This is a genomic window from Pseudomonas sp. ASL4, assembly GCF_056680395.1.
This window is the reverse complement of record NZ_CM155280.1, coordinates 4,117,695-4,140,953: the sequence shown is the minus strand read 5'-3', so window position 1 is coordinate 4,140,953 and position 23,259 is coordinate 4,117,695. Positions and strand designations below refer to the sequence as shown.

The 23,259-nt window shown below is 57.7% G+C and carries 16 protein-coding genes; 12 read left to right on the top strand and 4 right to left on the bottom strand.

Features of this window, described 5'->3' with window-relative positions; translation table 11 throughout:
* Positions 1–51: 51 nt before the first annotated feature.
* From AC1MEW_RS18630 to AC1MEW_RS18615, 4 genes are read right to left on the bottom strand one after another with little or no spacing between them, the layout of a single operon-like run.
* Positions 52–1,233 (bottom strand): hybrid sensor histidine kinase/response regulator, encoded by a 1,182-nt coding sequence (locus tag AC1MEW_RS18630; protein WP_201203404.1) that lies wholly within the window; start codon positions 1,231–1,233, stop codon positions 52–54.
* Entirely contained in the window at positions 1,227–1,820 is a 594-nt protein-coding gene (locus tag AC1MEW_RS18625) for a chemotaxis protein CheB (protein WP_201203402.1), read from the bottom strand. Before AC1MEW_RS18625 ends, AC1MEW_RS18630 begins: the two co-directional genes overlap by 7 nt.
* Positions 1,817–2,632, bottom strand: coding sequence for a CheR family methyltransferase (locus AC1MEW_RS18620; RefSeq protein WP_201197594.1), 816 nt, complete (start codon positions 2,630–2,632; stop codon positions 1,817–1,819). The genes AC1MEW_RS18625 and AC1MEW_RS18620 overlap by 4 nt, the downstream gene beginning before the upstream one ends.
* A 25-nt stretch (positions 2,633–2,657) precedes the next feature.
* Positions 2,658–6,149: a response regulator gene (locus AC1MEW_RS18615; RefSeq protein ID WP_480423134.1), complete on the bottom strand. Its 3,492-nt coding sequence runs from the start codon at positions 6,147–6,149 to the stop codon at positions 2,658–2,660.
* Positions 6,150–6,412: 263 nt separating this feature from the next.
* On the opposite strand from AC1MEW_RS18615, the gene AC1MEW_RS18610 reads away from it, so the two are divergent.
* The 12 genes from AC1MEW_RS18610 to AC1MEW_RS18555 all read left to right on the top strand — a co-directional run bounded on the left by AC1MEW_RS18610 (position 6,413) and on the right by AC1MEW_RS18555 (position 23,180).
* Positions 6,413–6,778, top strand: a complete 366-nt coding sequence (locus tag AC1MEW_RS18610) for a response regulator (protein WP_201256989.1) — start codon at positions 6,413–6,415, stop codon at positions 6,776–6,778.
* 296 nt (positions 6,779–7,074) lie between these two features.
* On the top strand, positions 7,075–10,851 hold the full coding sequence (locus tag AC1MEW_RS18605; RefSeq protein ID WP_480423133.1) for a hypothetical protein: 3,777 nt from the start codon (positions 7,075–7,077) through the stop codon (positions 10,849–10,851).
* A gap of 93 nt (positions 10,852–10,944) precedes the next feature.
* Positions 10,945–12,261: a glycosyltransferase gene (locus tag AC1MEW_RS18600; protein WP_480423132.1), complete on the top strand. Its 1,317-nt coding sequence runs from the start codon at positions 10,945–10,947 to the stop codon at positions 12,259–12,261.
* 161 nt (positions 12,262–12,422) lie between these two features.
* Positions 12,423–13,298: a phosphatidylinositol-specific phospholipase C domain-containing protein gene (locus AC1MEW_RS18595; RefSeq protein ID WP_480423130.1), complete on the top strand. Its 876-nt coding sequence runs from the start codon at positions 12,423–12,425 to the stop codon at positions 13,296–13,298.
* Between the two features lie 53 nt (positions 13,299–13,351).
* On the top strand, positions 13,352–14,257 hold the full coding sequence (locus AC1MEW_RS18590) for an AraC family transcriptional regulator (RefSeq protein WP_201203390.1): 906 nt from the start codon (positions 13,352–13,354) through the stop codon (positions 14,255–14,257).
* Positions 14,258–14,570: 313 nt separating this feature from the next.
* Positions 14,571–15,884, top strand: a complete 1,314-nt coding sequence (locus AC1MEW_RS18585; RefSeq protein ID WP_480423129.1) for an ABC transporter substrate-binding protein — start codon at positions 14,571–14,573, stop codon at positions 15,882–15,884.
* A 208-nt stretch (positions 15,885–16,092) separates the two neighbouring features.
* Positions 16,093–16,992, top strand: coding sequence for a carbohydrate ABC transporter permease (locus AC1MEW_RS18580; RefSeq protein ID WP_242486393.1), 900 nt, complete (start codon positions 16,093–16,095; stop codon positions 16,990–16,992).
* Positions 16,993–17,002: 10 nt separating this feature from the next.
* A complete protein-coding gene (locus tag AC1MEW_RS18575) occupies positions 17,003–17,833 on the top strand; it encodes a carbohydrate ABC transporter permease (RefSeq protein WP_054046221.1) in 831 nt (276 codons plus the stop codon).
* 146 nt (positions 17,834–17,979) lie between these two features.
* A complete protein-coding gene (locus AC1MEW_RS18570) occupies positions 17,980–19,083 on the top strand; it encodes an ABC transporter ATP-binding protein (RefSeq protein ID WP_480423128.1) in 1,104 nt (367 codons plus the stop codon).
* Positions 19,084–19,095: 12 nt separating this feature from the next.
* Positions 19,096–20,568: a mannitol dehydrogenase family protein gene (locus AC1MEW_RS18565; protein WP_480423127.1), complete on the top strand. Its 1,473-nt coding sequence runs from the start codon at positions 19,096–19,098 to the stop codon at positions 20,566–20,568.
* 157 nt (positions 20,569–20,725) lie between these two features.
* Entirely contained in the window at positions 20,726–22,222 is a 1,497-nt protein-coding gene (xylB, locus tag AC1MEW_RS18560; protein ID WP_322268670.1) for a xylulokinase, read from the top strand.
* A gap of 13 nt (positions 22,223–22,235) precedes the next feature.
* Positions 22,236–23,180 carry a carbohydrate kinase family protein gene (locus AC1MEW_RS18555; protein ID WP_480423126.1) on the top strand — a complete coding sequence of 315 codons (945 nt, stop codon included), beginning with the start codon at positions 22,236–22,238 and terminating at the stop codon, positions 23,178–23,180.
* Positions 23,181–23,259 lie beyond the last annotated feature (79 nt).

Genomic DNA, 23,259 nt, shown 5'->3' with positions numbered 1-23,259 from the left:
GCTGATACGACCGTGGGGTCGTTCAGAGGTTGCGTCTATCTGGCTGTTTTCCTACAGCGGCAGACAAACGCGAAATAAGGCGCCTTCGTTGATTTTGCTCTCGACGACGATGGATCCGCCATGGGCGGCAACGATTTGCTCGGAAATAAATAGCCCAAGCCCAAGCCCTGCTACAACGGTCTTGGCTGAAACCCGTTCGAACTGTTGAAAAATACGCTTCTGGTTCTCTTCACTGATGCCGATACCTCGATCCTGGACCTCGACCCGGGCCTGACCTTCGTGACTGTACACCCGCACGCCAATCGGGCCTTTGCCACCATAACGCAAGGCGTTGGTCAGCAAGTTGGAGATCACCTGCTCGATACGGAACTCATCCCACCGACCTTCCACCGACTCATCAGCTGTAAACGTCACCGCTGACTCGGCGGCATCGAATTGCGGCGCAAAGTTTTGCAGCAGATCGCCCACCAGCTTCTTCAGGTCGAAGCGACTCGGTCGGATCGACAGCTTGCCGGTGCGAATACGTGACACGTCCAGCATGTCTTCAATCAGCCGGATCAGACTTTTGATCTGCCGCTCATCGCGATCAACCATGGCGTGCATCTTGTCCAGGGTAAACGCTGCGGCGTTGTCCCGGGCCAGGTGCATCTTGCGCAACTGGGTTTCGAGGATCAGGCCATTGAGCGGTGTGCGCACTTCGTGGGCGACGATCGACATGAAGTCATCGCGCATGCGCACCGCTTGTTCCAGTTCGTTTTGGGTGTTCTGCAATTTCTTGAGCAGCGCTTCCTGTTCGCGGCGGCTCTGCTCCAGGGCTTCGACCTGTTGCTTCATCGCTTTGCTCTGGCGATACAAGTCGACGAAGACATTGACCTTGCTCTTGACCGCGTGGATATCCAGCGGCTTGTGCAGGAAGTCCACGGCGCCGCTTTCATAGCCTTTGAACGCGTAGTTCAGCTCACGACCGGCGGCACTGACGAACACGATTGGAATGTTTTTGGTCTTTTCCGTGCCGCGCATCAGCTCGGCCAGTTCAAAGCCGTTCATACCCGGCATCTGCACGTCGAGAATGGCCATGGCGAATTCGTGCTGCAGCAACAGCGACAACGCTTCGTCCGCCGACTGCGCCTTGTAGACCGTGCGATCTTCGCGCCTGATCAACGCTTCGAGGGCCAACAGGTTCTCCGGCAGATCATCGACGATCAGCAGTTTGGCTTGAATATTACTCAGCATGCTATTCGTTCCAGCTCGACAAGCAGACGGCCGATGCCGCGGACAGTAAGAATGTGGTCGGGTTGATGCAAATCCAGCGCAGCCTTGGGCATGGTTGCAACTTGGGCTTCGTGCGGATCTTGCACCACCGTCAGGCCACCGCGGTGTTTGACCTGAGCCAGGCCGCTGGCGCCATCGCGGTTGGCACCGGTCAACAACACGGCGGCCAGCGCGGGCCCGTAGGCGTCGGCGGCAGATTCGAACAAGTAATCGATGGCCGGCCGCGAATAGTGCACGCGGTCCTCCAGGCTCAACGAGAAACTGCGGTCCTGCTCCACCGAGAGGTGATAGCCGGGCGCTGCAAAATAGAGCGTTCCGGGGTCGACCAAGGTCTTGTCACCGGCCTCCACCACTGGCATCGAAACTCGCCGGGCAAATACTTCGACCAGCTGACTGCGGCGTCCGTCAGGCAAATGCAGCACCACGACGATCGGCAGCGCAAAACCTTCGCGCAGAGGGCTGAGGATATTCAGCAACGCCTCTACTCCGCCGGCTGAGGCGCCGATCACGATAGCCTCTACGGTAGGCAAACCGGCTGCACTGTTCATGATTTACGGTAAATCCGTTCGTGTTTGACCAATGGCTCGAACTGCTTGCCGAATGCCGAAAAATCCGGAGTTTCCTTGCTGCCCAACACCAGAAAACCACGATGACACAGCGACTCGTGGAACAATCCAAAGGCACGATCCTGAAGCTTTTTATTGAAATAAATCAATACATTACGACATGAAACTAATTGAGTTTCTGAAAAGACACTGTCCGTCGCCAGGCTGTGATCGGCAAAGGTCACGTTCTCACACAGGCTCTTGTCGAAAATCGCATAGCCGTAAGCAGCCGTGTAGTAATCGGCAAATGAGCGCTGGCCACCGGCCTGCTGGTAATTAGCAGTGTAGGCGCGGACGTTCTCCATGGAGAAAATTCCCTGTTTGGCTTTGTCCAGGGAGCGAGGGTTGATGTCGGTGGCATAGATGATCGTGCGGTCGAGCAAACCTTCTTCGCGCAGCAGGATCGCCATCGAATAGACCTCTTCACCGGTGCTGCATCCGGCAATCCAGATCTTGATCGAGGGATAGGTCTTGAGCAGCGGCACCACTTCCTTGCGGATTGCCAGAAAGTGCGAAGGATCACGGAACATCTCACTGACCGGGATCGTCAGCAATTGCAGCAACTGCATGAACGCGGTCGGATCGTGCAGGACTTTTTCCTGCAGCGCCGAGATGGTGGTGCACTCGAACTGACTCAGCGCATGTGCAACCCGGCGTTTGATCGACGCGCCGGAATAGTCGCGAAAGTCATAGCTGTACTTGAGGTAGATCGCCTCGATCAGCAGCCGCAATTCGATTTCGGTATTCTTTTCCACTAAAAGCTTTCCACTAGAGGCGTTCCTAAATGCGTTCCATCTTCGGTAACCACACGCGAATCAACGAGAACAGGCGATCCAGGTCGATAGGCTTGGCCAGGTAATCGTTGGAACCTGCCGCCAGGCAGCGCTCCTGATCGTCCTTCATGGCCTTGGCCGTCACCGCGATGATCGGCAGCTTGCGCCAGCGCGGGTCCTGGCGGATCAAGGTCGTGGCCTCGAAACCGTCCATTTCCGGCATCATCACATCCATCAGCACCAGGTCGATGTCCTCGACTTCATTCAATCTTTCAATCGCCTCACGACCATTTCGACCGATCACTACGACTGCACCCTTTTGCTCCAGCGCACTGGTCAGGGCGAAGATGTTGCGCACATCGTCGTCCACCAGCAGCACCTTGCGCCCCTCGAAGACCTTGTCGCGACTGCGGGCGGTCTTGAGCATCTTCTGCCGCTCGTGGGACAACCGGGATTCGACTTTGTGCAAAAAGAGCGTCACTTCATCCAGCAGACGCTCTGGCGATCGGGCCCCCTTAATGATGATCGAACGCGAATACTTGCGCAGGTCGGCCTCTTCGTCCCGGGTCAGGTTGCGCCCGGTATAGACGATTACCGGCGGGAACGAGCAGATGTCTTCGGTAGACATACGCTTGAGCAGATCGTTGCCGAGCATGTCCGGCAGTTTCAGGTCGATGATCATGCAATCGAAAATCGTCGTGCGCAGCAGGTCCAGCGCTTCCTGGGCGAAGCCGACGGCGGTGATCTCGATGTCTTCGTCGCCGATCAGACGGGCAATGCTGTCACGCTGCAAATCATCATCTTCCACCAACAGCACCCGTTTGACCTTCTGGGTCAGCTTGGCTTCCAGGCGGGCAAACACGTCCTTGAGCTCTTCGCGAGTGGTCGGTTTGACGGCATAACCGATGGCGCCCATGTGCATCGCAGCTTCGACCCGGTCTTCGACCGAGATCACATGAACCGGAATGTGCCGGGTTTCGGCGTGCTCCTTCAGGCGCTGCAACACGGTCAGCCCGGAATGATCCGGCAGGCGCATGTCCAGCAGAATGGCGTCGGGGATGAACGCTTTGGCCAGGTCATAGCCTTCGTCAGCGCCATGGGCAACCAAGCACTGATAGCCCAGTTCGTGGGCCAGGTCATAGAGGATGTGTGCAAAATTCTCCTCATCTTCCACCACCAGAATGCAGCGCGTAGCAAACGGCGCGTTGGCGCGGTCATCATCGAAACGCGGGATGTCAACGTCGGCAATCAGCGGCACCAGCGCGGCAACCGGGGCGCTCGACGAATAAGCAACCGGAGTGACCCGCATCGGTTCGACCGGCTCATCACCCGGCTCGACGTATTGCAGCGGCAACACCAGGGTGAACGCACTGCCCTGCCCCGGCTCACTGCTGACGCTGATCGAGCCGCCCAGCAAATTCGCCAGGTCCCGGGAAATCGACAGGCCCAACCCCGTGCCGCCATAACGGCGATTGGTGGTGCCGTCAGCCTGGCGGAAGGCTTCGAAAATGCTTTCCTGCTGCTCCGCCGCAATACCGATCCCGGAATCGCGAACGATGAAGGCGATACCTTCGCCAGCCTGACTGGAAACAGTCAGGCTGACGTTGCCTTTTTCGGTGAACTTTACCGCGTTGGACAGCAGGTTCTTGATCACTTGTTCCAGACGCTGGCGGTCGGTGAAGATCATCATCGGCGCACCAGCCTGCAACTCAATCTGGAAATCCAGCTTCTTGTCCGTGGCCATCGGCTCGAACATTGCGCGCAAGCCATCCACCAGACGCGTGACGCTGGTGTTTTCCGGGCGTATTTCCAGCTTGCCGGCTTCAACTTTGGAAATATCGAGAATGTCGTTGATCAGGTTGAGCAAATCATTGCCGGCCGAATAGATCGACTCGGCGAACTTGACCTGTTCGGCACTGAGGTTTTCCTGAGGGTTTTCCGCCAGCAACTTGGCCAGGATCAACGAACTGTTCAACGGCGTGCGCAGTTCGTGGGACATGTTGGCGAGAAATTCGGACTTGTACTTGCTGGAGCGCTGCAATTCTTCGGCTCGATCTTCCAGTTGAGTCTGGGCTTGATTGAGCTCGGTGTTCTTCTCATCCATGGCGTCGCGTTGATCGGCCAGGATCTGCGCCTGCTCGGCGAGCTGTTCGTTGGTCTGCTCCAGTTCCACCTGCTGGGTTTCCAGGTGCGCCTGGGATTCCTTGAGAATCCTCGACTGCTCTTCCAGCTCCTCGTTGGCGGACTTGAGTTCTTCCTGCTGAACCTGGAGCTCTTCGTTGAGCTGCTGGGTTTCGGCGAGTACTTCCTGCAAACGCTGGCGATAGCGCGCGGCTTCGATCGAGGTGCCGATGTTGCCGGCAATCAGCTCGAGCAGTTCGATGTCACGGTCGTTCAACGGGCGCAGGAAGCCGAGTTCGATCGCACCATTGATCTGGTCATCGTCGCTGGTCGGCACCACCAGCACACTGTGCGGCAAACCTTGGCCCAGGCCAGAGCTGATTTTGAAGTAATCGTCAGGCACGCCATCCAGGCGAATCATACGTGCCTGTTGCACCGCGTGACCGACAATGCCTTCGCCGTCGTAGATCGACTGACCCTGCTCTTCCTGCTCGCGGGACAAGCCGTAAGACGCCACGCGTTTAAGGCCGCCATGGTCTTCACGCACGTAAATGGCCGCCACGGCGGTGCCCAGGTACTGCGCGCAGAACTTCAGGATATTGCGACCCAACAGGTTGAGGCTCAGTTGCCCCAGCACCTGCTCGGCCAGTTCGGTCTGGCCATTGCGCAGCCAGGCTTGCTGCTCCAGACGCCCGGCACTGGCTTGTTGCGCTGCGAGGTTGGCACCGTAGCTCTCGGAAAGATTGAGCAAGTCACGCCGGCCGACATACGCCAGCAACCCACTGATACCGGCCACGAACAGCAGGTACAGGGTGATGCTCCAGATCGTGGTGCGGCGCACGTCTTCGTTGCGCGTGGTGCGCAACTGCTGCTCCATGTCGATCACGTCTTCAAACTGTTTGCGGATTTCATCGGTCAGGCGCTTGCCGCGCCCGGCCTTCACCGCACCGCGGTAATCGCCACTGGCTCGCTGCAGATCGATCATCGATTGCGCGTAGGTGGCCCAATCGGTTTGCAAGGCCTGGAGCCTGTGCAAACGATCGGTCTGGACCGGGTTATCGGCCGTCAGTTCGAGCAAGGTATTGAGGGCCACCGCGATTCTCGGCTTGGCCGTTTCGTAGGGGTCCAGGAAGTGCTCGTCGCCGCTGAGCAGGAAGCCGCGCATCCCGGTTTCCAGATCAACGGTCAGCTTCACCGCTTCATTGGCGTTATTGATCACCCGGTCAGTGTGCTCGACCCACTGAATGACGGATAACAGATAAGTGATCAACGCCACAAAGAAAACTGCACTGATCACGCCCACACCCAGCGGCAAGCTGACGTTGCGGCTCAAGAGTTTACGGAATCGTTGCTCATCAACCGAAGGCGCAGAGGTCATGGGGAATGCCTTGTCGAACTGTTGAAAACCAAGGAGTTTGCCCCAAAACGGCCGCGCTGATCTAATTTTCTGACAGGTTTGATGGCAAATTCCTGCAATTAACTGCTCTTGATCAATGCCGCGCGTTATCCTCGCCGGTTCTTGTACCGCTATTGTTTTTTGTATCGGGTCGGGAACTTGTCGGGGTCCGACAATTACTCAAGCAAGAGACCGGCGTTTTTGATCGGCCGCCGACCCACCACTCCACCATTGAGAGCCCTACTATGTCCTCCAACGCGTCCATCATTCTTGTCGTCGAAGACGATGCCATCGTTCGCATGCTGATCGTCGATGTGTTGGAGGAACTGGAATTCAAGGTGCTTGAAGCGGATGGCAGCGAAAAGGCCCTGGAGTTTCTCAATGACGAAGACCAGTACATTGACCTGATGATGACGGATGTCGGCTTGCCGGTGATGGATGGTCGCGAGCTGGCCACCCAAGCGCGAATGCTGCGCCCCGAGCTGCCAATCCTGTTTGCCAGCGGTTATGCCGAAAGCATCGATGTGCCAGCGGACATGTTTGTCATTGGCAAACCGTTCTCCATTGACCAGTTACGCGAAAAAGTATCTGGAATACTATCCGCCCGCTGAGTTATTGCGTGCCCCTTTCTCAATGGCTCTTGTTTGCGCACAAACAAGAGCCATCCTTATTTAACAAACCTGCCCTCCTCCCTAAATAAACATCGCTGAAATAACTGGTTCAAATAACCATCTGGCTATCCGCATCCATTCAAACTAAGTTGCGTCTCGGCACGACTCACCGCCCGTTCATTATTTTCAATAACGTGTGCACAGCCGATATAAAGCCAGACAAAACAGGCACCCTCTCTTATTTAAAAGAGCGACACTGACTGCCTGAAATCTACTAAACCTTGAATGGATTCAAGATGAACAACACCAGCAACTGCACCATCGCCGACCGATACCTTTCTCGACCAGCAGGCACTTCCTACAACATTGTCGATCCAACAAGCAGCAATGACAGTGAGCGACAGGAAGTTATCAGCAGATTGATTACCATGCTGGCTGATGACAGTACAGGATTCGCCCCCACCTGGACAATGCCGCTTATTTCCCTGGAGCGCGATTCAAGTCTTGAGCACTTGATGGTGCCCGGCATCGAACTGTTAAAGCGAATGATCAAGAAAGACGCATTTCAACAGGTCTTGAGCAGACACCGGTTATCCGAAGACGCTGTGTTTCAAGTCGAAGAGAACGGTCGCATCACCGCACTGACCGTAAACTTCACCTACGACCTGACCAACCGAACCAAACTTGACCCCGAACTGAACGACGACCTGGAAACCCTCGCAGAAATGGCGGCGGTACTGGGTGGCGCGGTGACACTCGACGACCGGGTCAGCCTGACACAATGGCTCAGGTTCCACGACCATGTCATCCCGAAAACAGCCGAAGACACCCAACATCTCATTACGTTGCTGGAACTGCGCCTGCCGAAAAGTCCGCTACTGGGCAACTATTGGGACATGCTCTCGGTAGCTAACGACAGCCCGGTCAGTCTTAGCGACACCCAGCGTCGCCAAATCAGAGCCTTGACCCACTATTACACTCGGGGTCGAGGGAAGTTACTGGATCTTCTGTCGCAAGTTGCCCTGGGGCGGCAGATCACGACCCTCAACCAATCCGACGCCGATGAACACCTGCAGACACTCGCGTCCCAAGACATCGCCGCCTCTTGGGCCGAAGGCTATATCAAGGAACTGGAGTGGTATGGCGCATCGAGCGATGAGCCGTTATCCGATGTGTATGGACAGCAAGTTATGCTGACAGCGGTGCTCTTGGACATGCACCCGTCCATTGGCGAAGAGGAACCTCGCAATCATGTCGCCGGGTTTAATCTCTATGCCACTGAGCATGTTGAACACTCTTTCGCTGCCGTTCGGACAGCGTTGGAAAGTCATCTGGTTGCCAAGGCTGGCGTTAGCGAACAGACCGCGCCTCTCGCTGCCCATTTACTGTTAGCCGGCGCCGCGCCTGAATTCCTGGTCAAAGACTTGCCCTCGACCCTGCTGCTGGGCACACCGCAATGGGTTGAATTTTGTCGGACCGTGGCGATGGTGGAATTCAACGAGCCGGGCTCTTCGCGCCTGATGACGTATGCACAAATCAGAAAACTGGCAACGATTGACTGGTTGGATGAATCGCTGACAACGCTCAACAGCTTGCTCGCCATGGACACCCTCCTCGACTGGGCCCTGCTCAACGGCATTATCACGCTGGCCGACGTGCAGAATGCCCGCACCACGGCCATCGGCACCGCGACTTCCGCTTATGAAAAGCACCTTGGGCTCTTTGCCGAGGTCCAGGCCAAATTGTCGAAACCATTCCCTACAAGGCGGGATATCGCATTAAATATCCTGAAAATCACAGCCCCTGATTGCGATTTTATTGAAGATGAAATTCTGCGCAAAAAGAGCCCACACGCCCCCCGCCCGGGATTTGTGACATCAGAGCCGATGTCATTGGTAGAGTTGCTGATGGCCAATGAACTCGGCTCCCGCCAATGGAATATCGCGAACAACAGCCTCTATGACATTTATCCGTTTATAAACAATGAAACCTACCGGTTGAAACCCGAGTTCGATTATTTGTTCAGCCGGGCTAATACCCAGTTCTCGGAAGCCATGAGCAGCAGTTTCAAACTGGCTTTTACAACACTGCCACCGCTTGATCGAAGGCGACTGTCACAAGGACAGGTTTCGTTATTTACCGTCCGACCCTCCGTAGCGATCGTCCCCACGCCAGAAAATACATTCACGCTGAACCCGTTTAAGTTACTTATTCACACCGCCACCGAACTTACCCAACTGGGTTACAAGGAAAATCAGGCCGACAAAGATGCCGCTACCGGACGTTATGGTGTGGTGATCTGTGCTTACTTCGAGAATAAGTTGTATTGCTACGAACTGTTCACACTGCACGGCGTCTGCCGTGAAAATCCCGCGCTCGCCGAACTGATCAGCCATAACGGTTTGTTGAATCAGTCTCCACGCACGGATTTCTCTGGAAGTGCAAACCGCTACGGTCCTCCCTCAGCAACCTATCGTTTGCCGACTGATATCGAGTGCTATACCCACGGCGTAAACCCCGGCATCCAACCCACCAGCATTGGTGTGATTGAAAAGCTCGCTGTTCTTCCAGTTGCCGCTACACACTCAACCCGGCAAACCCGCGGTTATTACCATAGCTTTTACAGTGGCGAGTTCAACGAACTTGCAGCGTTCATTCAGAAGCACCGTCCGCTGGCGACCTATGACGAGCTATTAAAAGAGTGCTGGGGACAGACCAAACTGGAGAGGCTGCGGGCCGAGTACGATGGCGTTGTCGACACAGTGCTCAACGTCATTGTCCCGTTCAAATCGTGCATTCAGGACATCCTTTCGGACGACCCGGATCGCCGGGCAGAGGGTTGGGCGTCGTGCACCCTTGAAGCGGCCATGACACTTCTGTTGGTGGTCGGCGCGGTTGCCAAGGTTGTCAGCATTGCCGCCAAAACCGCTTCCGTCGCGGCAAAGGCCGCCAGCATGGCGAGAGTGGGCGTCGGTTTGTTGAACAGCGTGTTCAACCCACTGGACGGCATACCCGCCGTGGTACGCAAGGGCGTGAAAGTGTTGAAGCTCAGGAAACTGGGCGCCGATGTACTGGAAAACGCCACGTTTCAACTGCGCAAGCTGACCGGCAGCGCGCAATCCTATGACTTGGTCAAAGCCGCCAACCGTGCAGACACTGGCCTGGGAACCTGGCGTCCATTGGCGTCGTCGACAGACTCGCTCGTCGTCTTGGCCACACGCCACAACGACCAATGGTACGCGTTGAATCGTCAGGGCCAGGCCATTGGACCAAAGTTGAAAAACTTTGACTTCCTGAACGTGCTTCGCCTGCCGGGCTTTCACAAACGCATGCCAGTGGTCTACAGCCGCAAGTTACTTAAGGACGCGTTGCCGGCAGCCCGGAGAAAAGTGGATGAGGCCATTAAAGTAATGACCAACAGCGCATCGGAATATGATTCGGGTTTAGTGCTGAAGCTGCTCATGGGAGACAACTCCCCCGAGGCTCGAAGAAAATTTCTGGACGCCCTTCAGGATGTCAGGAATGACCTGGCGAAGATTACTCCCGACAACTTCATCCTCGATACCAAGACACAAACAGGCGCCCTGGCTTCGCTTAACCCACAGGAGTACCAAAAGTGGAGAACAGCCAGCCAGGCTGATGCCCCTCAAACAAAATTCATGCGGATTTTCCCGGACAATTTCAATCGGCAATTTCGCAAGGAGGGATTCAGTCTGGATGTGCCCGCCGATGACCTGATCCATGAAGTGTTCCACGGCGCCCCCAATACGCTTGACCACGCTTATGCCAATGTGCCGCTGTCAGGCCGCATCGGCAACCAGCAGCGCCTGGATGTTACGCCACTGATGAACCTCGCTTCGGGTCATCTTCGCGACGACAATCTTAAGTTACTCAGTAAAACGATGGCTTTTGATAATGCGGATTCATTTGCCATGACCACCGCCCTGCTGAGCCAGTCTTCACGCAACAATCTTGTATTCCTGGAAAACATTAAAACCTTGCAGAAAGCCACTGACAGAAGCCGTGGAGGCTATATCGGCTGGGAGGTCTTGCTTAGTTTCAACCCGGTTTGATCGATAGCCTGGTTGCCGGGCATCTGTGCGCAGGGCTGTGGTTTAATTGCGCTCTTTTTTTCCATCGCCCTGCGCCCTCATCAGGAATGCCCCATGAGCCTGCCCCCCATCAAAGTCCTGGTCATTGGTTACGTCTGGCCCGAACCCCGCTCTTCGGCGGCCAGCGGGCATGTCATGCAGATTCTCGAAACGTTTTTGCAGCAAGGCTGGAGCATCACCTTCAGTAGCCCGGCGGGGGTCGGCGAACACAAGGCCGATCTCGCCGCGCTGGGTATCCGTGAATGCCCTATCGAGCTGAATAACAGCAGTTTCGACACGTTTATCAGTGAGTTGGCCCCCGATATCGTGCTGTTCGATCAGTTCATGATGGAGGAACAGTTTGGCTGGCGTGTGGAGAAACACTGCCCCGACGCGCTTCGGGTGCTTGAAACGTCTGACCTGCAAAGCCTGCGGCATGCCCGGCATCAGCGGCTCAAGGACCGATTGAAGGCCAGTGTCGACGAAAACGATTTCAGCGATCTGTTTGCCCCGGCGTTGCGCGAGGAATTCGAATTGATGGCTGGCACTGACCTGGCCAAACGCGAGATTGCCGCACTGTATCGCTGCGACCTGAGCCTGATGATTTCGCCGGTGGAAATCGACTTGTTGGTCGAACAGTTCAAGCTACCGCGGGACTTGCTGCATTGGTGCCCGTTGATGCCCGACATGCCGGCGACTGTTCACACGGCCTTTGAAGATCGGGCGAATTTTCTCAGTATCGGCAACTTCCGCCATGCGCCGAACTGGGATGCGGTGCTCTGGATGAAGACCTCGGTCTGGCCGCTGATTCGTCAACAATTGCCCGGCGCGCAACTGCATCTATACGGCGCCTACACCCCGCCCAAGGCCACTGCGCTACACAATCCGGCTCAAGGTTTCCATGTGATGAACTGGGCTGAGGATGCATTGCAGGTGATGTCCGCTGCGCGGATCTGCTTGGCACCCTTGCGTTTTGGCGCGGGGATCAAGGGCAAAATCGTCGATGCAATGCTGTGCGGCACGCCGACCGTCACCACGCCAATCGGTGCCGAGGGCATGAGTGATGGGCTGCCATGGCCGGGCGCTATCGGTGAGTCCGCCGAAGCACTGGCCGCCGCTGCCGTCGCGCTTTATCAGGACCAGGCGCTCTGGACCCAGGCCCAATCCGATGGTGATCGACTACTCGTGGCTCGATACAGCCAGTCAGAGCACGGCCCGGCCCTGATCGAGCGCCTGCAAGCCTGCTCTCGCGACCTTGCCGAACGGCGGCGAGACAACTTCACGGGCGCCATGCTTCGCCATCACGCGCATAAAAGTACGCAGTACATGGCCCAATGGATCGAGGCGAAAAATCGTCACAGTGAGTCGTCCGCTTCGGATTCCCGAGGGTGATATTTCGCATTATGAAAGTGGCGTAAGGCTATGTTTATACCGATGTTTCTGCGCGTTGAAAAATCCATTGGCAGCTTCTAGGCTTGGGCCATGAGTTGGTTTTTTCCACGAAATCTCGCCCCCACGGATGGGGGCCGAGTCACAGGCAGGAGCCTTGCAACATGCGAAACAGCCCTACTTCCAATGTCGACACGCAACGCTGGATGGACAAAGTCCCCGACATCGACCAACTGAAACTCACCGATCTCGTCTGGCCCGGCGCCCACAACGCCGGGATGGACAAAAAAGCCCCCAGCTACGAAGTCGTCGTCGGTCACTGGACCACCTGCCAGAACGATTCATTTGCATGGCAGCTGGACCACGGTGCACGAGCTTTCGACCTGCGCCTGGGCTACTTGCCCGGTTCGCCCAAGGGCACGTACTACTTCCATCACAACGGCTACCGGTCTCATCGGGTGCTGGATGAATTGATCGACGCGGTGCACGGTTTTCTTGATCGCAACCCGGATGAGTTCATCATTCTCGACTTCCATCAGTTGCGGGACGGAGACAATGCCTTCGACTTCAGACAATTCAGTGATTTGCTGAAGCAACGCCTTGGACAGCGGGTCATTTCCCCCGAGGACGAGGAAAAGACCATCGGCGAACTCAAAGCCGCGAGCAGCAAAAAACGTATCGTGTTGGCCGCCAGCGGCTCGGTGGAGCTGGACATGGACTTCTTCTGGAACCGCATTCCCCACCGCTGGAGCGGCAGTCGGCTGACCGACGTCGACGATCTGCGTCGGCACATTGTCCGAACCCTCGAAACGCCTCGGTTCGGGTCCTACCTCTGGTCTCTGACTGCCACCAGCTATACGTTCCTCGGCGGGCCGGTGGACATCAAGCAGCACATCAATACCTGGTTTCATCCACACGGGGATTGGGTAAGTCAATGCGGCATCATCAGCACCGACTTTTTCGATGAGTCCGAAATCGTTGGTTATTGCTGGGTCGTCAACAGCATGAAGGCGGTGCAGCACAGTCGGTCACTGGCATAAATGACCCGGAAAGAGGCATGATCACGGCGCGATAACAATAAAAGCGCGCTGCCATGACCCGGACTGCCAGAGTTACCGATCCTTCCTACGAGTTGATGGACGACCACAACGGGTTGTCCATCATTTATCGCCAGCATGGTTTTCCGTGCCCGTTGGTGCGCTGGCACTTCCATAAGGAATACGAACTGCACCTGATCGTCGCCAGTTCCGGCAAGGTGTTCATCGGCGACTACATCGGTAACTTCTACCCGGAAACGCTGTTCCTGACCGGCCCCAACCTGCCGCACAACTGGATCAGCCAAGTGGCCGAAGATGAAGTGGTGCCCAAGCGCGACATGCTGGTCAACTTCACCGACGAGTTGTTCGACAGCGGCCACTTGGTGTTTGCCGAGCTCAAGACCCTGGTGCCGCTGCTGGAGCGCGCGCAGTACGGCATCGAGTTTCGCTGCAAGCGCACCATCCGCCAGGCCATGACGCTGATGCAGCGCATTGCCGACACCAAAGGCGTAACCCGGCTCGGGCATTTCTTGATTCTGCTGGAATTGCTGGCGGCCTCCGACGATTACCAATTGCTATCGGGGGCCACGACGCCGCAACTGGCGGATGAACACAACGTTGATCGCACGAACCGGGCGGTGGATTACATCTTTGCCCACTACGGCCGGGAACTGCCGCTGGAAGAAGTCGCCGAGCACCTGGGCATGAAGCCGACATATTTCAGTCGGGTGTTCAAGCAGGCCACCGGGCGTTGTTTTATCGAATTCGTTAATCGGCTGCGGATCAGCAAGTCCTGCGAGCTGCTGGCAGATGGCGACAAACCGGTGACCGACGTGTGTTTCGAGTCGGGCTTCAACAATATTTCCAACTTCAACCGGCGCTTTCAGCAACTCAAGGGCATGACGCCTTCCCATTACCGGCGGTTGGCGGTGCAGCGTTTGACCGAACAAAACCTCGGTTAAAGATCAAAAGATCGCAGCCTTCGGCAGCTCCTACATGGATCGCATTTCCCTGTAGGAGCTGCCGCAGGCTGCGATCTTTTGCATTTGGCGATCGAAACCTATACGCATTTCATCGTCGACAAACACCAAAAAGCCCTACCCCGTACTTTCCGCTAAAAACCCCAGTGCAAAAAAGTATCGATTTAAGTGCTACGGATGATTTGTCACATACTCAATTGAAGGCTGTAATCAGTGCAGATTCTTCCCTCCGCAGGAAGACACAAAAACAATAACTGTCCTTCTGCCCTCATTGGGTGCAGAAAAGGAGTGCACGATGCAACCTTCTGTAAAAGCTCTGCTTGCCCTCACCTGCATGACCCTCAGTAGCGTCAGCCTCGGCGCTCAGACCCTGACCATCGCCACCGTCAACAACAGCGACATGATCCGCATGCAAAAGCTCTCGAAAACCTTCGAGGCCGAGCACCCGGATATCAAGCTCAATTGGGTGGTGCTCGAAGAAAACGTCCTGCGCCAACGCCTGACCACCGACATTGCGACCCAGGGCGGGCAGTTCGATGTGCTGACCATCGGCATGTACGAAGCTGCACTCTGGGGCGCCAAGGGTTGGCTGGAACCGATGAAAGACTTGCCAGCCAACTACGCCCTCGACGACGTGTTCCCGTCGGTGCGCGAAGGCCTGTCGGTCAAGGGTTCGCTGTACGCCCTGCCGTTCTACGCTGAAAGCTCGATCACTTATTACCGTACTGACCTGTTCAAGGACGCCGGGCTGACCATGCCCGAGCACCCGACCTGGACCCAGATCGGCGAATTCGCCAGCAAACTCACCAACAAAGATAAAGAACAGTACGGCATCTGCCTGCGCGGCAAGGCTGGCTGGGGCGAGAACATGGCGCTGATCACCACCCTGGCCAACGCCTATGGCGCGCGCTGGTTCGATGAGAAGTGGCAACCGGAATTCACCACGGGCCCCGAGTGGAAAAACGCGCTGAATTTCTACGTCAAGACCATGACCGATTCGGGCCCGCCCGGTGCTTCCAGCAACGGTTTCAACGAAAACCTGGCGCTGTTCAACAGTGGCAAGTGTGCGATCTGGGTCGATGCCAGCGTCGCCGGCTCGTTCGTCACCGACAAGACTCAAAGCAAAGTCAGCGACCACGTTGGCTTCACCTATGCACCGCACGAGACCACCGACAAGGGTTCGGCCTGGTTGTATTCCTGGGCGCTGGCGATTCCGACCAGTTCCAAGGCCAAGGACGCAGCGAAAACCTTCAGCGCCTGGGCCACTTCCAAGGAATACGGTGCGCTGGTTGCGGAGAAGGACGGCATTGCCAACGTGCCGCCAGGTACGCGGGTTTCGACCTATAGCGATGCTTATATGAAAGCCGCGCCGTTCGCCAAAGTGACCCTCGAGTCGCTAAAAGCCGCCGACCCGAGCAAACCGACCCTCAAGCCTGTGCCGTATATCGGCATTCAGTTGGTGACCATTCCTGAGTTCCAGGGCATCGGCACCCAGGTCGGCAAATCGTTCTCGGCAGCACTGATCGGCCAGACCACGGTCGACCAGGCCCTGGCCGCCGCCCAGCAAACCACCGAACGTGAGATGAAGCGCGCCGGTTATCCCAAGTAATCGGTGCAACCAATGTGGGGGCCGCTTTTGTGGCGAGGGAGCTTGCTCCCGCTCGACGGCGAAGCAGTCGCAAAGCTTTTGGGGCCGCTTCACGCCCCAGCGGGAGCAAGCTCCCTCGCCACAAAAGCCTCGCTCCTACAGTTGATCTTCATCTGCCTGTTCCCAATCGGTTCTGATCGCCATGAATATTTCAACTGCCAAAGCTCATATGGAAGTTCCCCAACCGGTGCGTAAAAGCCGGTTGGCCAATCCCGGCTGGTTTCTCGTCACGCCTTCAGTGGCCATGTTGCTGCTGTGGATGATCGTGCCGCTGGGCATGACCCTCTACTTCTCGGTGATCCGCTACAACCTGCTCAACCCCGGCGAGAACGAGTTTGTCGGGCTGGACAACTTCACCTACTTCCTGACCGATTCGGGCTTCCTGCCCGGCGCCACCAACACCTTGTTGCTGGTGGGCAGTGTGCTGCTGATCAGCGTGGTGTTCGGCGTGTTGATCAGTGCGTTGCTGGAGGCCAGTGAGTTTCTCGGTCGCGGCATCGTGCGGGTCATGTTGATCTCGCCGTTCTTCATCATGCCCACCGTCGGTGCGCTGATCTGGAAGAACCTGATTTTCCACCCGGTGTCGGGGATTCTCGCCTACGTCTGGAAGCTGTTCGGCGCGCAACCGGTGGACTGGCTGGCCCACTACCCGCTGCTGTCGATCATCATCATTGTCTCGTGGCAGTGGCTGCCCTTCGCGATCCTGATCCTGATGACGGCCATGCAGTCCCTCGACCAGGAACAGAAAGAAGCCGCACGCCTGGACGGTGCCGGTCCGATCGCGATCTTCTGGCACCTGACCTTGCCGCACCTGGCGCGGCCGATTGCGGTGGTGGTGATGATCGAAACCATCTTCCTGCTCTCGGTGTTCGCCGAAATCTTCACCACTACCAACGGTGGCCCCGGCTATGCCTCGACCAACCTCGCCTACCTGATCTACAACCAGGCGTTGGTGCAGTTTGACGTCGGCATGGCGTCCGCCGGTGGATTGATCGCGGTGGTGATTGCCAACGTCGCGGCCATCGTGCTGGTGCGCATGATCGGCAAAAACCTGACAGACAAAGCCTGAGGCCTGCGCCATGACTCTTCAACAATCCCGCCGTCTGCAAAGCCTGCTGCTCGGCACCCTGGCCTGGGCCATCGCGATCCTGATCTTCTTCCCGATCTTCTGGATGGTGCTGACCAGTTTCAAAACCGAAATCGATGCCTTCGCCACGCCGCCGCAGTTCATCTTCACGCCGACGCTGGAGAACTACCTGCACATCAATGAGCGCAGCGATTACTTCAGCTTCGCCTGGAACTCGGTGGTGATTTCGTTCAGCGCCACGGCTCTGTGCCTGCTGATCGCGGTGCCGGCGGCCTACTCCATGGCGTTCTACGAAACCAAGCGCACCAAAGGCACGTTGCTGTGGATGCTCTCCACCAAAATGTTGCCACCGGTGGGCGTGTTGATGCCGATCTACCTGCTGGCCAAGAGTTTCGGCCTGCTCGATACACGCATTGCCTTGATCGTCATTTACACGCTGATCAACCTGCCGATTGTGGTCTGGATGATTTACACCTACTTCAAGGACATCCCGAAAGACATCCTCGAAGCCGCACGCCTCGACGGTGCAACGCTGTGGCAGGAAATGGTCCGGGTGCTACTGCCAATCGCCAAGGGCGGCCTGGCCTCCACCGTATTGCTGTCACTGATCCTGTGCTGGAACGAAGCGTTCTGGTCCTTGAACCTGACCTCATCGAAAGCCGCGCCACTGACCGCGTTGATCGCCTCGTACTCAAGCCCCGAAGGTCTGTTCTGGGCCAAGTTGTCGGCCGTGTCGACGCTGGCCTGCGCACCGATCCTGATCTTCGGCTGGATCAGCCAGAAACAGCTGGTTCGCGGCCTGTCGTTTGGGGCCGTGAAATGAATCAAAAGCAAAAGATCGCAGCCTTCGGCAGCTCCTACAAAGAGCTCAGGGTTCACGCGATCTCCGTGTAGGAGCTGGCGCAGCCTGCGATCTTTTGATCTTAAAGGCGCGCCCAACTGAATAACTAAAAGCGGAGGCCCATCATCATGGCCAACCTGAAAATCAAAAATCTGCAAAAAGGCTTCGAAGGCTTCTCCATCATCAAAGGCATCGACCTTGAAGTGAATGACAAAGAATTCGTAGTGTTCGTCGGCCCGTCGGGCTGCGGTAAATCAACGCTGCTGCGGCTGATCGCCGGCCTTGAAGAAGTCAGCGGCGGCACCATCGAACTCGATGGCCGCGACATCACCGAAGTCAGTCCGGCCAAGCGTGACCTGGCAATGGTGTTCCAGACCTACGCCCTGTACCCACACATGACCGTGAAAAAGAACATGTCGTTTGCCCTCGACCTGGCCGGTGTTCCGAAGGCCGAAGTCGAGAAGAAAGTCGGCGAAGCAGCACGCATCCTCGAACTCGGGCCGATGCTTGAGCGCAAGCCGAAACAGCTGTCCGGCGGCCAGCGTCAGCGCGTGGCGATCGGCCGGGCGATTGTACGCAACCCGAAAATCTTCCTGTTCGACGAACCGCTGTCCAACCTCGACGCCGCCCTGCGTGTGCAGATGCGCCTGGAACTGTTGCGCCTGCACAAAGAACTGAAAGCCACCATGATCTACGTGACCCACGACCAGGTCGAAGCGATGACCATGGCCGACAAAGTCGTGGTACTCAATGGCGGCAAAATCGAGCAGGTCGGCTCGCCGCTGGACTTGTATCACCAGCCAGCCAATCTGTTTGTCGCCGGGTTCCTTGGCACGCCGAAAATGGGCTTCCTCAAGGGCAAAGTCACCCGCGTCGAAAGCCAGAACGTTGAAGTGCTCCTGGAAGCCGGCACCCGCATCACCCTGCCGCTAAGCGGTGCCAACCTGAGTGTCGGCGGTGCGGTGACCCTGGGGATTCGCCCGGAACACCTGAACCTGGCGCAAACCGGCGACTGCACCTTGCAAGTTACCGCCGACGTCAGTGAACGACTGGGCAGCGACACCTTCTGCCACGTTGTGACCTCGTCCGGCGAAGCCCTGACCATGCGCGTTCGCGGTGACCTGGCCAGCCGTTATGGCGAGGCGCTAAGCCTGCACCTGGACGCTGAACACTGCCATTTATTCGATGCCGACGGCGTGGCGCTGACCCGCCCGTTGCGCGCTGCAGCCTGACGAGATTATGCGATGAAACTGAATAAACAGAACCTCAATCGCCTCGCCCCCGAGGTGGCCCTGCCCGCCTACGCCCTGAGCGACACGCGCCAAGGCATTGCCCACATCGGCGTCGGCGGTTTCCATCGGGCGCATCAGGCGTATTACACCGATGCGTTGATGAATACCGGCGAAGGCCTGGACTGGGCGATCTGCGGGGTCGGCCTGCGCGCCGAAGACCGCCGCGCCCGGGACGATTTGAAGGAACAGGATTACCTGTTCACCTTGTTTGAACTGGGCGACAACGACGACGCCGAAGTCCGGGTGATCGGCTCGATACGCGACATGTTGCTGGCTGAAGACGGCGCCGAAGCGTTGATCGACAAACTCGCCAACCCCGAGATCCGCATCGTCTCGCTGACCATCACCGAGGGTGGCTACTGCATCGACGACAGCAACGGCGAGTTCATGGCCCACCTGCCGCTGATCCAGCACGACCTGGCGCACCCGAATGCACCGAAAACCGTGTTCGGTTTTCTCTGCGCGGCGCTGGCCAAGCGGCGCGCTGCCGGCACGCCAGCGTTCACCTTGATGTCCTGCGATAACCTGCCGCACAACGGCGCGGTCACCCGCAAGGCATTGCTGGCCTTCGCCGCCCTGCGCGATGCCGACTTGCGGGAATGGATCGACCAGAACGTGAGTTTCCCCAATGCCATGGTCGATCGCATCACGCCGATGACCAGCACTGAACACAAACTGCAATTGCACGACAAACATGCGGTCGACGATGCCTGGCCGGTGGTTTGCGAACCGTTTGTGCAGTGGGTGCTGGAAGACAAGTTCGTCAACGGTCGCCCAGCCTGGGAAAAGGTTGGCGTGCAGTTCACCAACGACGTCACGCCTTACGAAGAGATGAAGATCAAACTGCTGAACGGCAGCCACCTGGCCCTGACGTATCTGGGGTTTTTGAAGGGTTACCGCTTCGTTCACGAGACCATAAATGACCCGCTGTTCGTGCGCTACATGCGGGCTTATATGGACCTGGACGTCACGCCGCAACTGGCGTCGGTGCCGGGGATTGATCTGACCGACTACAAGAACACTCTGGTGGCGCGTTTCTCCAATCAGGCGATTGCCGATCAACTGGAGCGCGTGTGCTCGGACGGCTCGTCGAAGTTTCCGAAATTCACCGTGCCGACGCTTAACCGCTTGATTGCCGACGGTCAGGAGACCAAGCGTGCAGCGTTGGTGGTGGCGGCTTGGGCGTTGTACTTGAAGGGTGTGGATGAGAATGGCGATACCTATTCGATTCCGGATCCACGGGCGGCGTTCTGTCAGGCGCTGGTGACCGATGACGCGTTGATCACTCAGCGGTTGCTGGAGGTTGAGGAGATCTTTGGCACCGCGATCCCGCGTTCGCCAGAGTTTGTGACAGCGTTTGAGTGGTGCTGCAACAGCTTGCGAGAGGTTGGGGTAACGCGGACGTTGGAGCGGGTGTTGGCGTAAGTGCGGCGGTGAGTCTACTGCCGTCTTCGCGAGCAAGCCCGCTCCCACAGTGATCGTCGTCGTACACAAAACTTGTGTTCACTAAAAATCCCCTGTGGGAGCGGGCTTGCCCGCGAATGGCTTCACCAAGATCGACCTGACACACCAAGGATCTACCATGGCAAACCAACAATTATTCCTGGGCATCGACTGCGGCACCCAAGGCACCAAAGCCATCATCCTCGACGCCGTCAGCGGTCAGGTGCTGGGCCAGGGCGCCGCGGCCCACACGCTCATCAGCGGTGCCAATGGTCGCCGCGAGCAAGACACCAATCAATGGCTGGAAGCCTTCACCCTGGCGACCCGCCGTGCCCTGCTCGCCGCCAACGTCGACGGCCAGGACATCCTCGGCATTGGCGTCTCGGGCCAGCAACACGGGCTGGTGCTGCTCGACGACCAAGGCCAGGTCCTGCGCCCGGCCAAGCTCTGGTGCGACACCGAATCCACCGCGGAAAACGATCGTCTACTCGCCCATCTCGGCGGCGAAAAAGGCTCGTTGGAACGCCTCGGCATTGTCATCGCGCCCGGCTACACCGTGTCAAAACTGCTGTGGACCAAAGAACAACACCCACAGATCTTTGCCCGGATCGCCCGAATCCTGCTGCCCCACGATTTCCTCAATTATTGGCTGACCGGCCGCAGTTGCAGTGAATACGGTGACGCCTCGGGCACCGGTTATTTCAACGTGCGCACCCGCCAATGGGACTTGCAGATACTGCGGGACATCGACCCGACCGGCCGGCTGCAAGCGGCACTGCCGGAGCTAATCGACGCCCATCAAGCCGTCGGCACAATCCTGCCCAGCATCGCCGAGCACTTGGGCATCAACCCGCAAGCACTGGTCTCCAGTGGCGGCGGCGACAACATGATGGGCGCCATCGGCACCGGCAACATCCAGCCCGGCGCGATCACCATGAGCCTCGGCTCCTCCGGCACGGTTTACGCCTATGCCGAACAGCCCAAGGTCAGCCCGGACGCGTCGGTCGCGACGTTCTGCTCCTCCAGCGGCGGCTGGTTGCCGTTGATCTGCACCATGAACCTGACCAATGCCTCCGGGGTTATCCGCGACCTGTTCGCGCTGGACATCGAACAGTTCAACGATCTGGTTGCCCAGGCGCCCATCGGTGCGGAAGGCGTCAGCATGCTGCCGTTCCTCAACGGCGAACGCGTCCCCGCCCTGCCCCACGCCACCGGCAGCCTGCTGGGCCTGACGATGACCAACCTGACCCAGGCCAACCTGTGCCGGGCCGTGGTCGAAGGCACGACCTTCGGTTTGCGTTATGGGCTGGACCTATTGCGTCAGAATGGCTTACAAAGCCGCAGCATTTGTTTGATCGGCGGCGGCTCGAAAAGTCCGGTGTGGCGGCAGATCGTCGCCGATATCATGAACACCCCGGTCATCTGCACCGAACAAAGCGAAGCCGCCGCCCTCGGCGCGGCGATTCAAGCGGCGTGGTGCAAGTCCTGGTCTAACGGCCACGAAAGCACGCTGGCAGATTTGTGCGAGCGCTGCGTGAAACTCGACATGGCCAGCGAAACCCTGCCGATCGCCGAGAATGTGGCGGCCGCTCAGCAGGCCTACGAACGCTATCAACAGCATGTCGCAACCCTTTAAAGAGCGAACAATTATGTATCTGGTGTGTGGTGAAGCGCTGTTCGATTTCTTCAGCGAAGACGATGCCAGTGGTCTGGCTTCAAAAGTGAATTTCAAGGCGATTGCCGGCGGCTCGCCGTTCAACGTGGCGGTGGGTTTGCGCCGATTGGGCGTGGACGCGGCGCTGTTTGCCGGGCTGTCCACCGACTACCTCGGCCGTCGCTTGCAGCAAGTATTGCAGGATGAAGGCGTACGCCCGGACTACCTGGTGGATTTCGCCGCACCGACGACGCTGGCGATGGTCGCGGTCGGCGCCAATGGCTCGCCTCACTACAGCTTCCGCGGTGAAGGCTGCGCGGATCGGCAGTTGCGCCTGGAGCATCTGCCGGAACTGGGACCTGAAGTGCGCGGTTTGCACATCGGCTCTTACTCGCTCGTGGTGCAGCCGATTGCCGAGACGCTGCTGACGTTGGTCCAGCGCGAAAGTGGTAAACGCCTGATCAGTCTTGATCCCAACGTACGCCTGAATCCCGAACCGAACATCCTCCTGTGGCGGGAACGGATCGCGGAACTGGTGGAGTTGGCCGACCTGATCAAAGTCAGCGATGAAGACTTGAGCCTGTTGTACCCCGAGCAAGAACCACAACGGGTGATCGAAGGCTGGCTCCAGCATCGTTGCCAACTGGTGTTCCTGACCCGTGGCGGCGAAGGCGCGACTGTCTTCAGCCGTGCCCATGGTTCGTGGTCGGTGCCGGCGTGTTCGGTGAAGATTGCCGACACCGTGGGCGCCGGCGATACCTTTCAGGCAGCGCTGATTACCTGGTTGACCGAGCAGCAACTGGATTCGGTGGACGGTGTGCAACGGCTGAGCCGTGAGCAGATTGATGCGATGCTCAAGTTTGCAGTGCAAGCGGCGGCGTTGACGTGCAGCAAGACCGGGCCGGATTTGCCGTATCGGCAGCAGTTGGATTTGCGCTGATCCTGAGGGCCCCATCGCGAGCAAGCTCGCTCCCACATTGGATCGTTGCCGAACACCAAACCGGTGTTCGCATAAGATC

Bases quoted from the DNA above. Each gene is read 5' to 3' on its own strand.
- AC1MEW_RS18630 (WP_201203404.1), bottom strand. From the start codon at position 1,233: ATGCTGAGTAATATTCAAGCCAAACTGCTGATCGTCGATGATCTGCCG.
- AC1MEW_RS18625 (WP_201203402.1), bottom strand. From the start codon at position 1,820: ATGAACAGTGCAGCCGGTTTGCCTACCGTAGAGGCTATCGTGATCGGC.
- AC1MEW_RS18615 (WP_480423134.1), bottom strand. From the start codon at position 6,149: ATGACCTCTGCGCCTTCGGTTGATGAGCAACGATTCCGTAAACTCTTG.
- AC1MEW_RS18610 (WP_201256989.1), top strand. From the start codon at position 6,413: ATGTCCTCCAACGCGTCCATCATTCTTGTCGTCGAAGACGATGCCATC.
- AC1MEW_RS18605 (WP_480423133.1), top strand. From the start codon at position 7,075: ATGAACAACACCAGCAACTGCACCATCGCCGACCGATACCTTTCTCGA.
- AC1MEW_RS18600 (WP_480423132.1), top strand. From the start codon at position 10,945: ATGAGCCTGCCCCCCATCAAAGTCCTGGTCATTGGTTACGTCTGGCCC.
- AC1MEW_RS18595 (WP_480423130.1), top strand. From the start codon at position 12,423: ATGCGAAACAGCCCTACTTCCAATGTCGACACGCAACGCTGGATGGAC.
- AC1MEW_RS18590 (WP_201203390.1), top strand. From the start codon at position 13,352: ATGACCCGGACTGCCAGAGTTACCGATCCTTCCTACGAGTTGATGGAC.
- AC1MEW_RS18585 (WP_480423129.1), top strand. From the start codon at position 14,571: ATGCAACCTTCTGTAAAAGCTCTGCTTGCCCTCACCTGCATGACCCTC.
- AC1MEW_RS18580 (WP_242486393.1), top strand. From the start codon at position 16,093: ATGGAAGTTCCCCAACCGGTGCGTAAAAGCCGGTTGGCCAATCCCGGC.
- AC1MEW_RS18575 (WP_054046221.1), top strand. From the start codon at position 17,003: ATGACTCTTCAACAATCCCGCCGTCTGCAAAGCCTGCTGCTCGGCACC.
- AC1MEW_RS18570 (WP_480423128.1), top strand. From the start codon at position 17,980: ATGGCCAACCTGAAAATCAAAAATCTGCAAAAAGGCTTCGAAGGCTTC.
- AC1MEW_RS18565 (WP_480423127.1), top strand. From the start codon at position 19,096: ATGAAACTGAATAAACAGAACCTCAATCGCCTCGCCCCCGAGGTGGCC.
- xylB (WP_322268670.1), top strand. From the start codon at position 20,726: ATGGCAAACCAACAATTATTCCTGGGCATCGACTGCGGCACCCAAGGC.
- AC1MEW_RS18555 (WP_480423126.1), top strand. From the start codon at position 22,236: ATGTATCTGGTGTGTGGTGAAGCGCTGTTCGATTTCTTCAGCGAAGAC.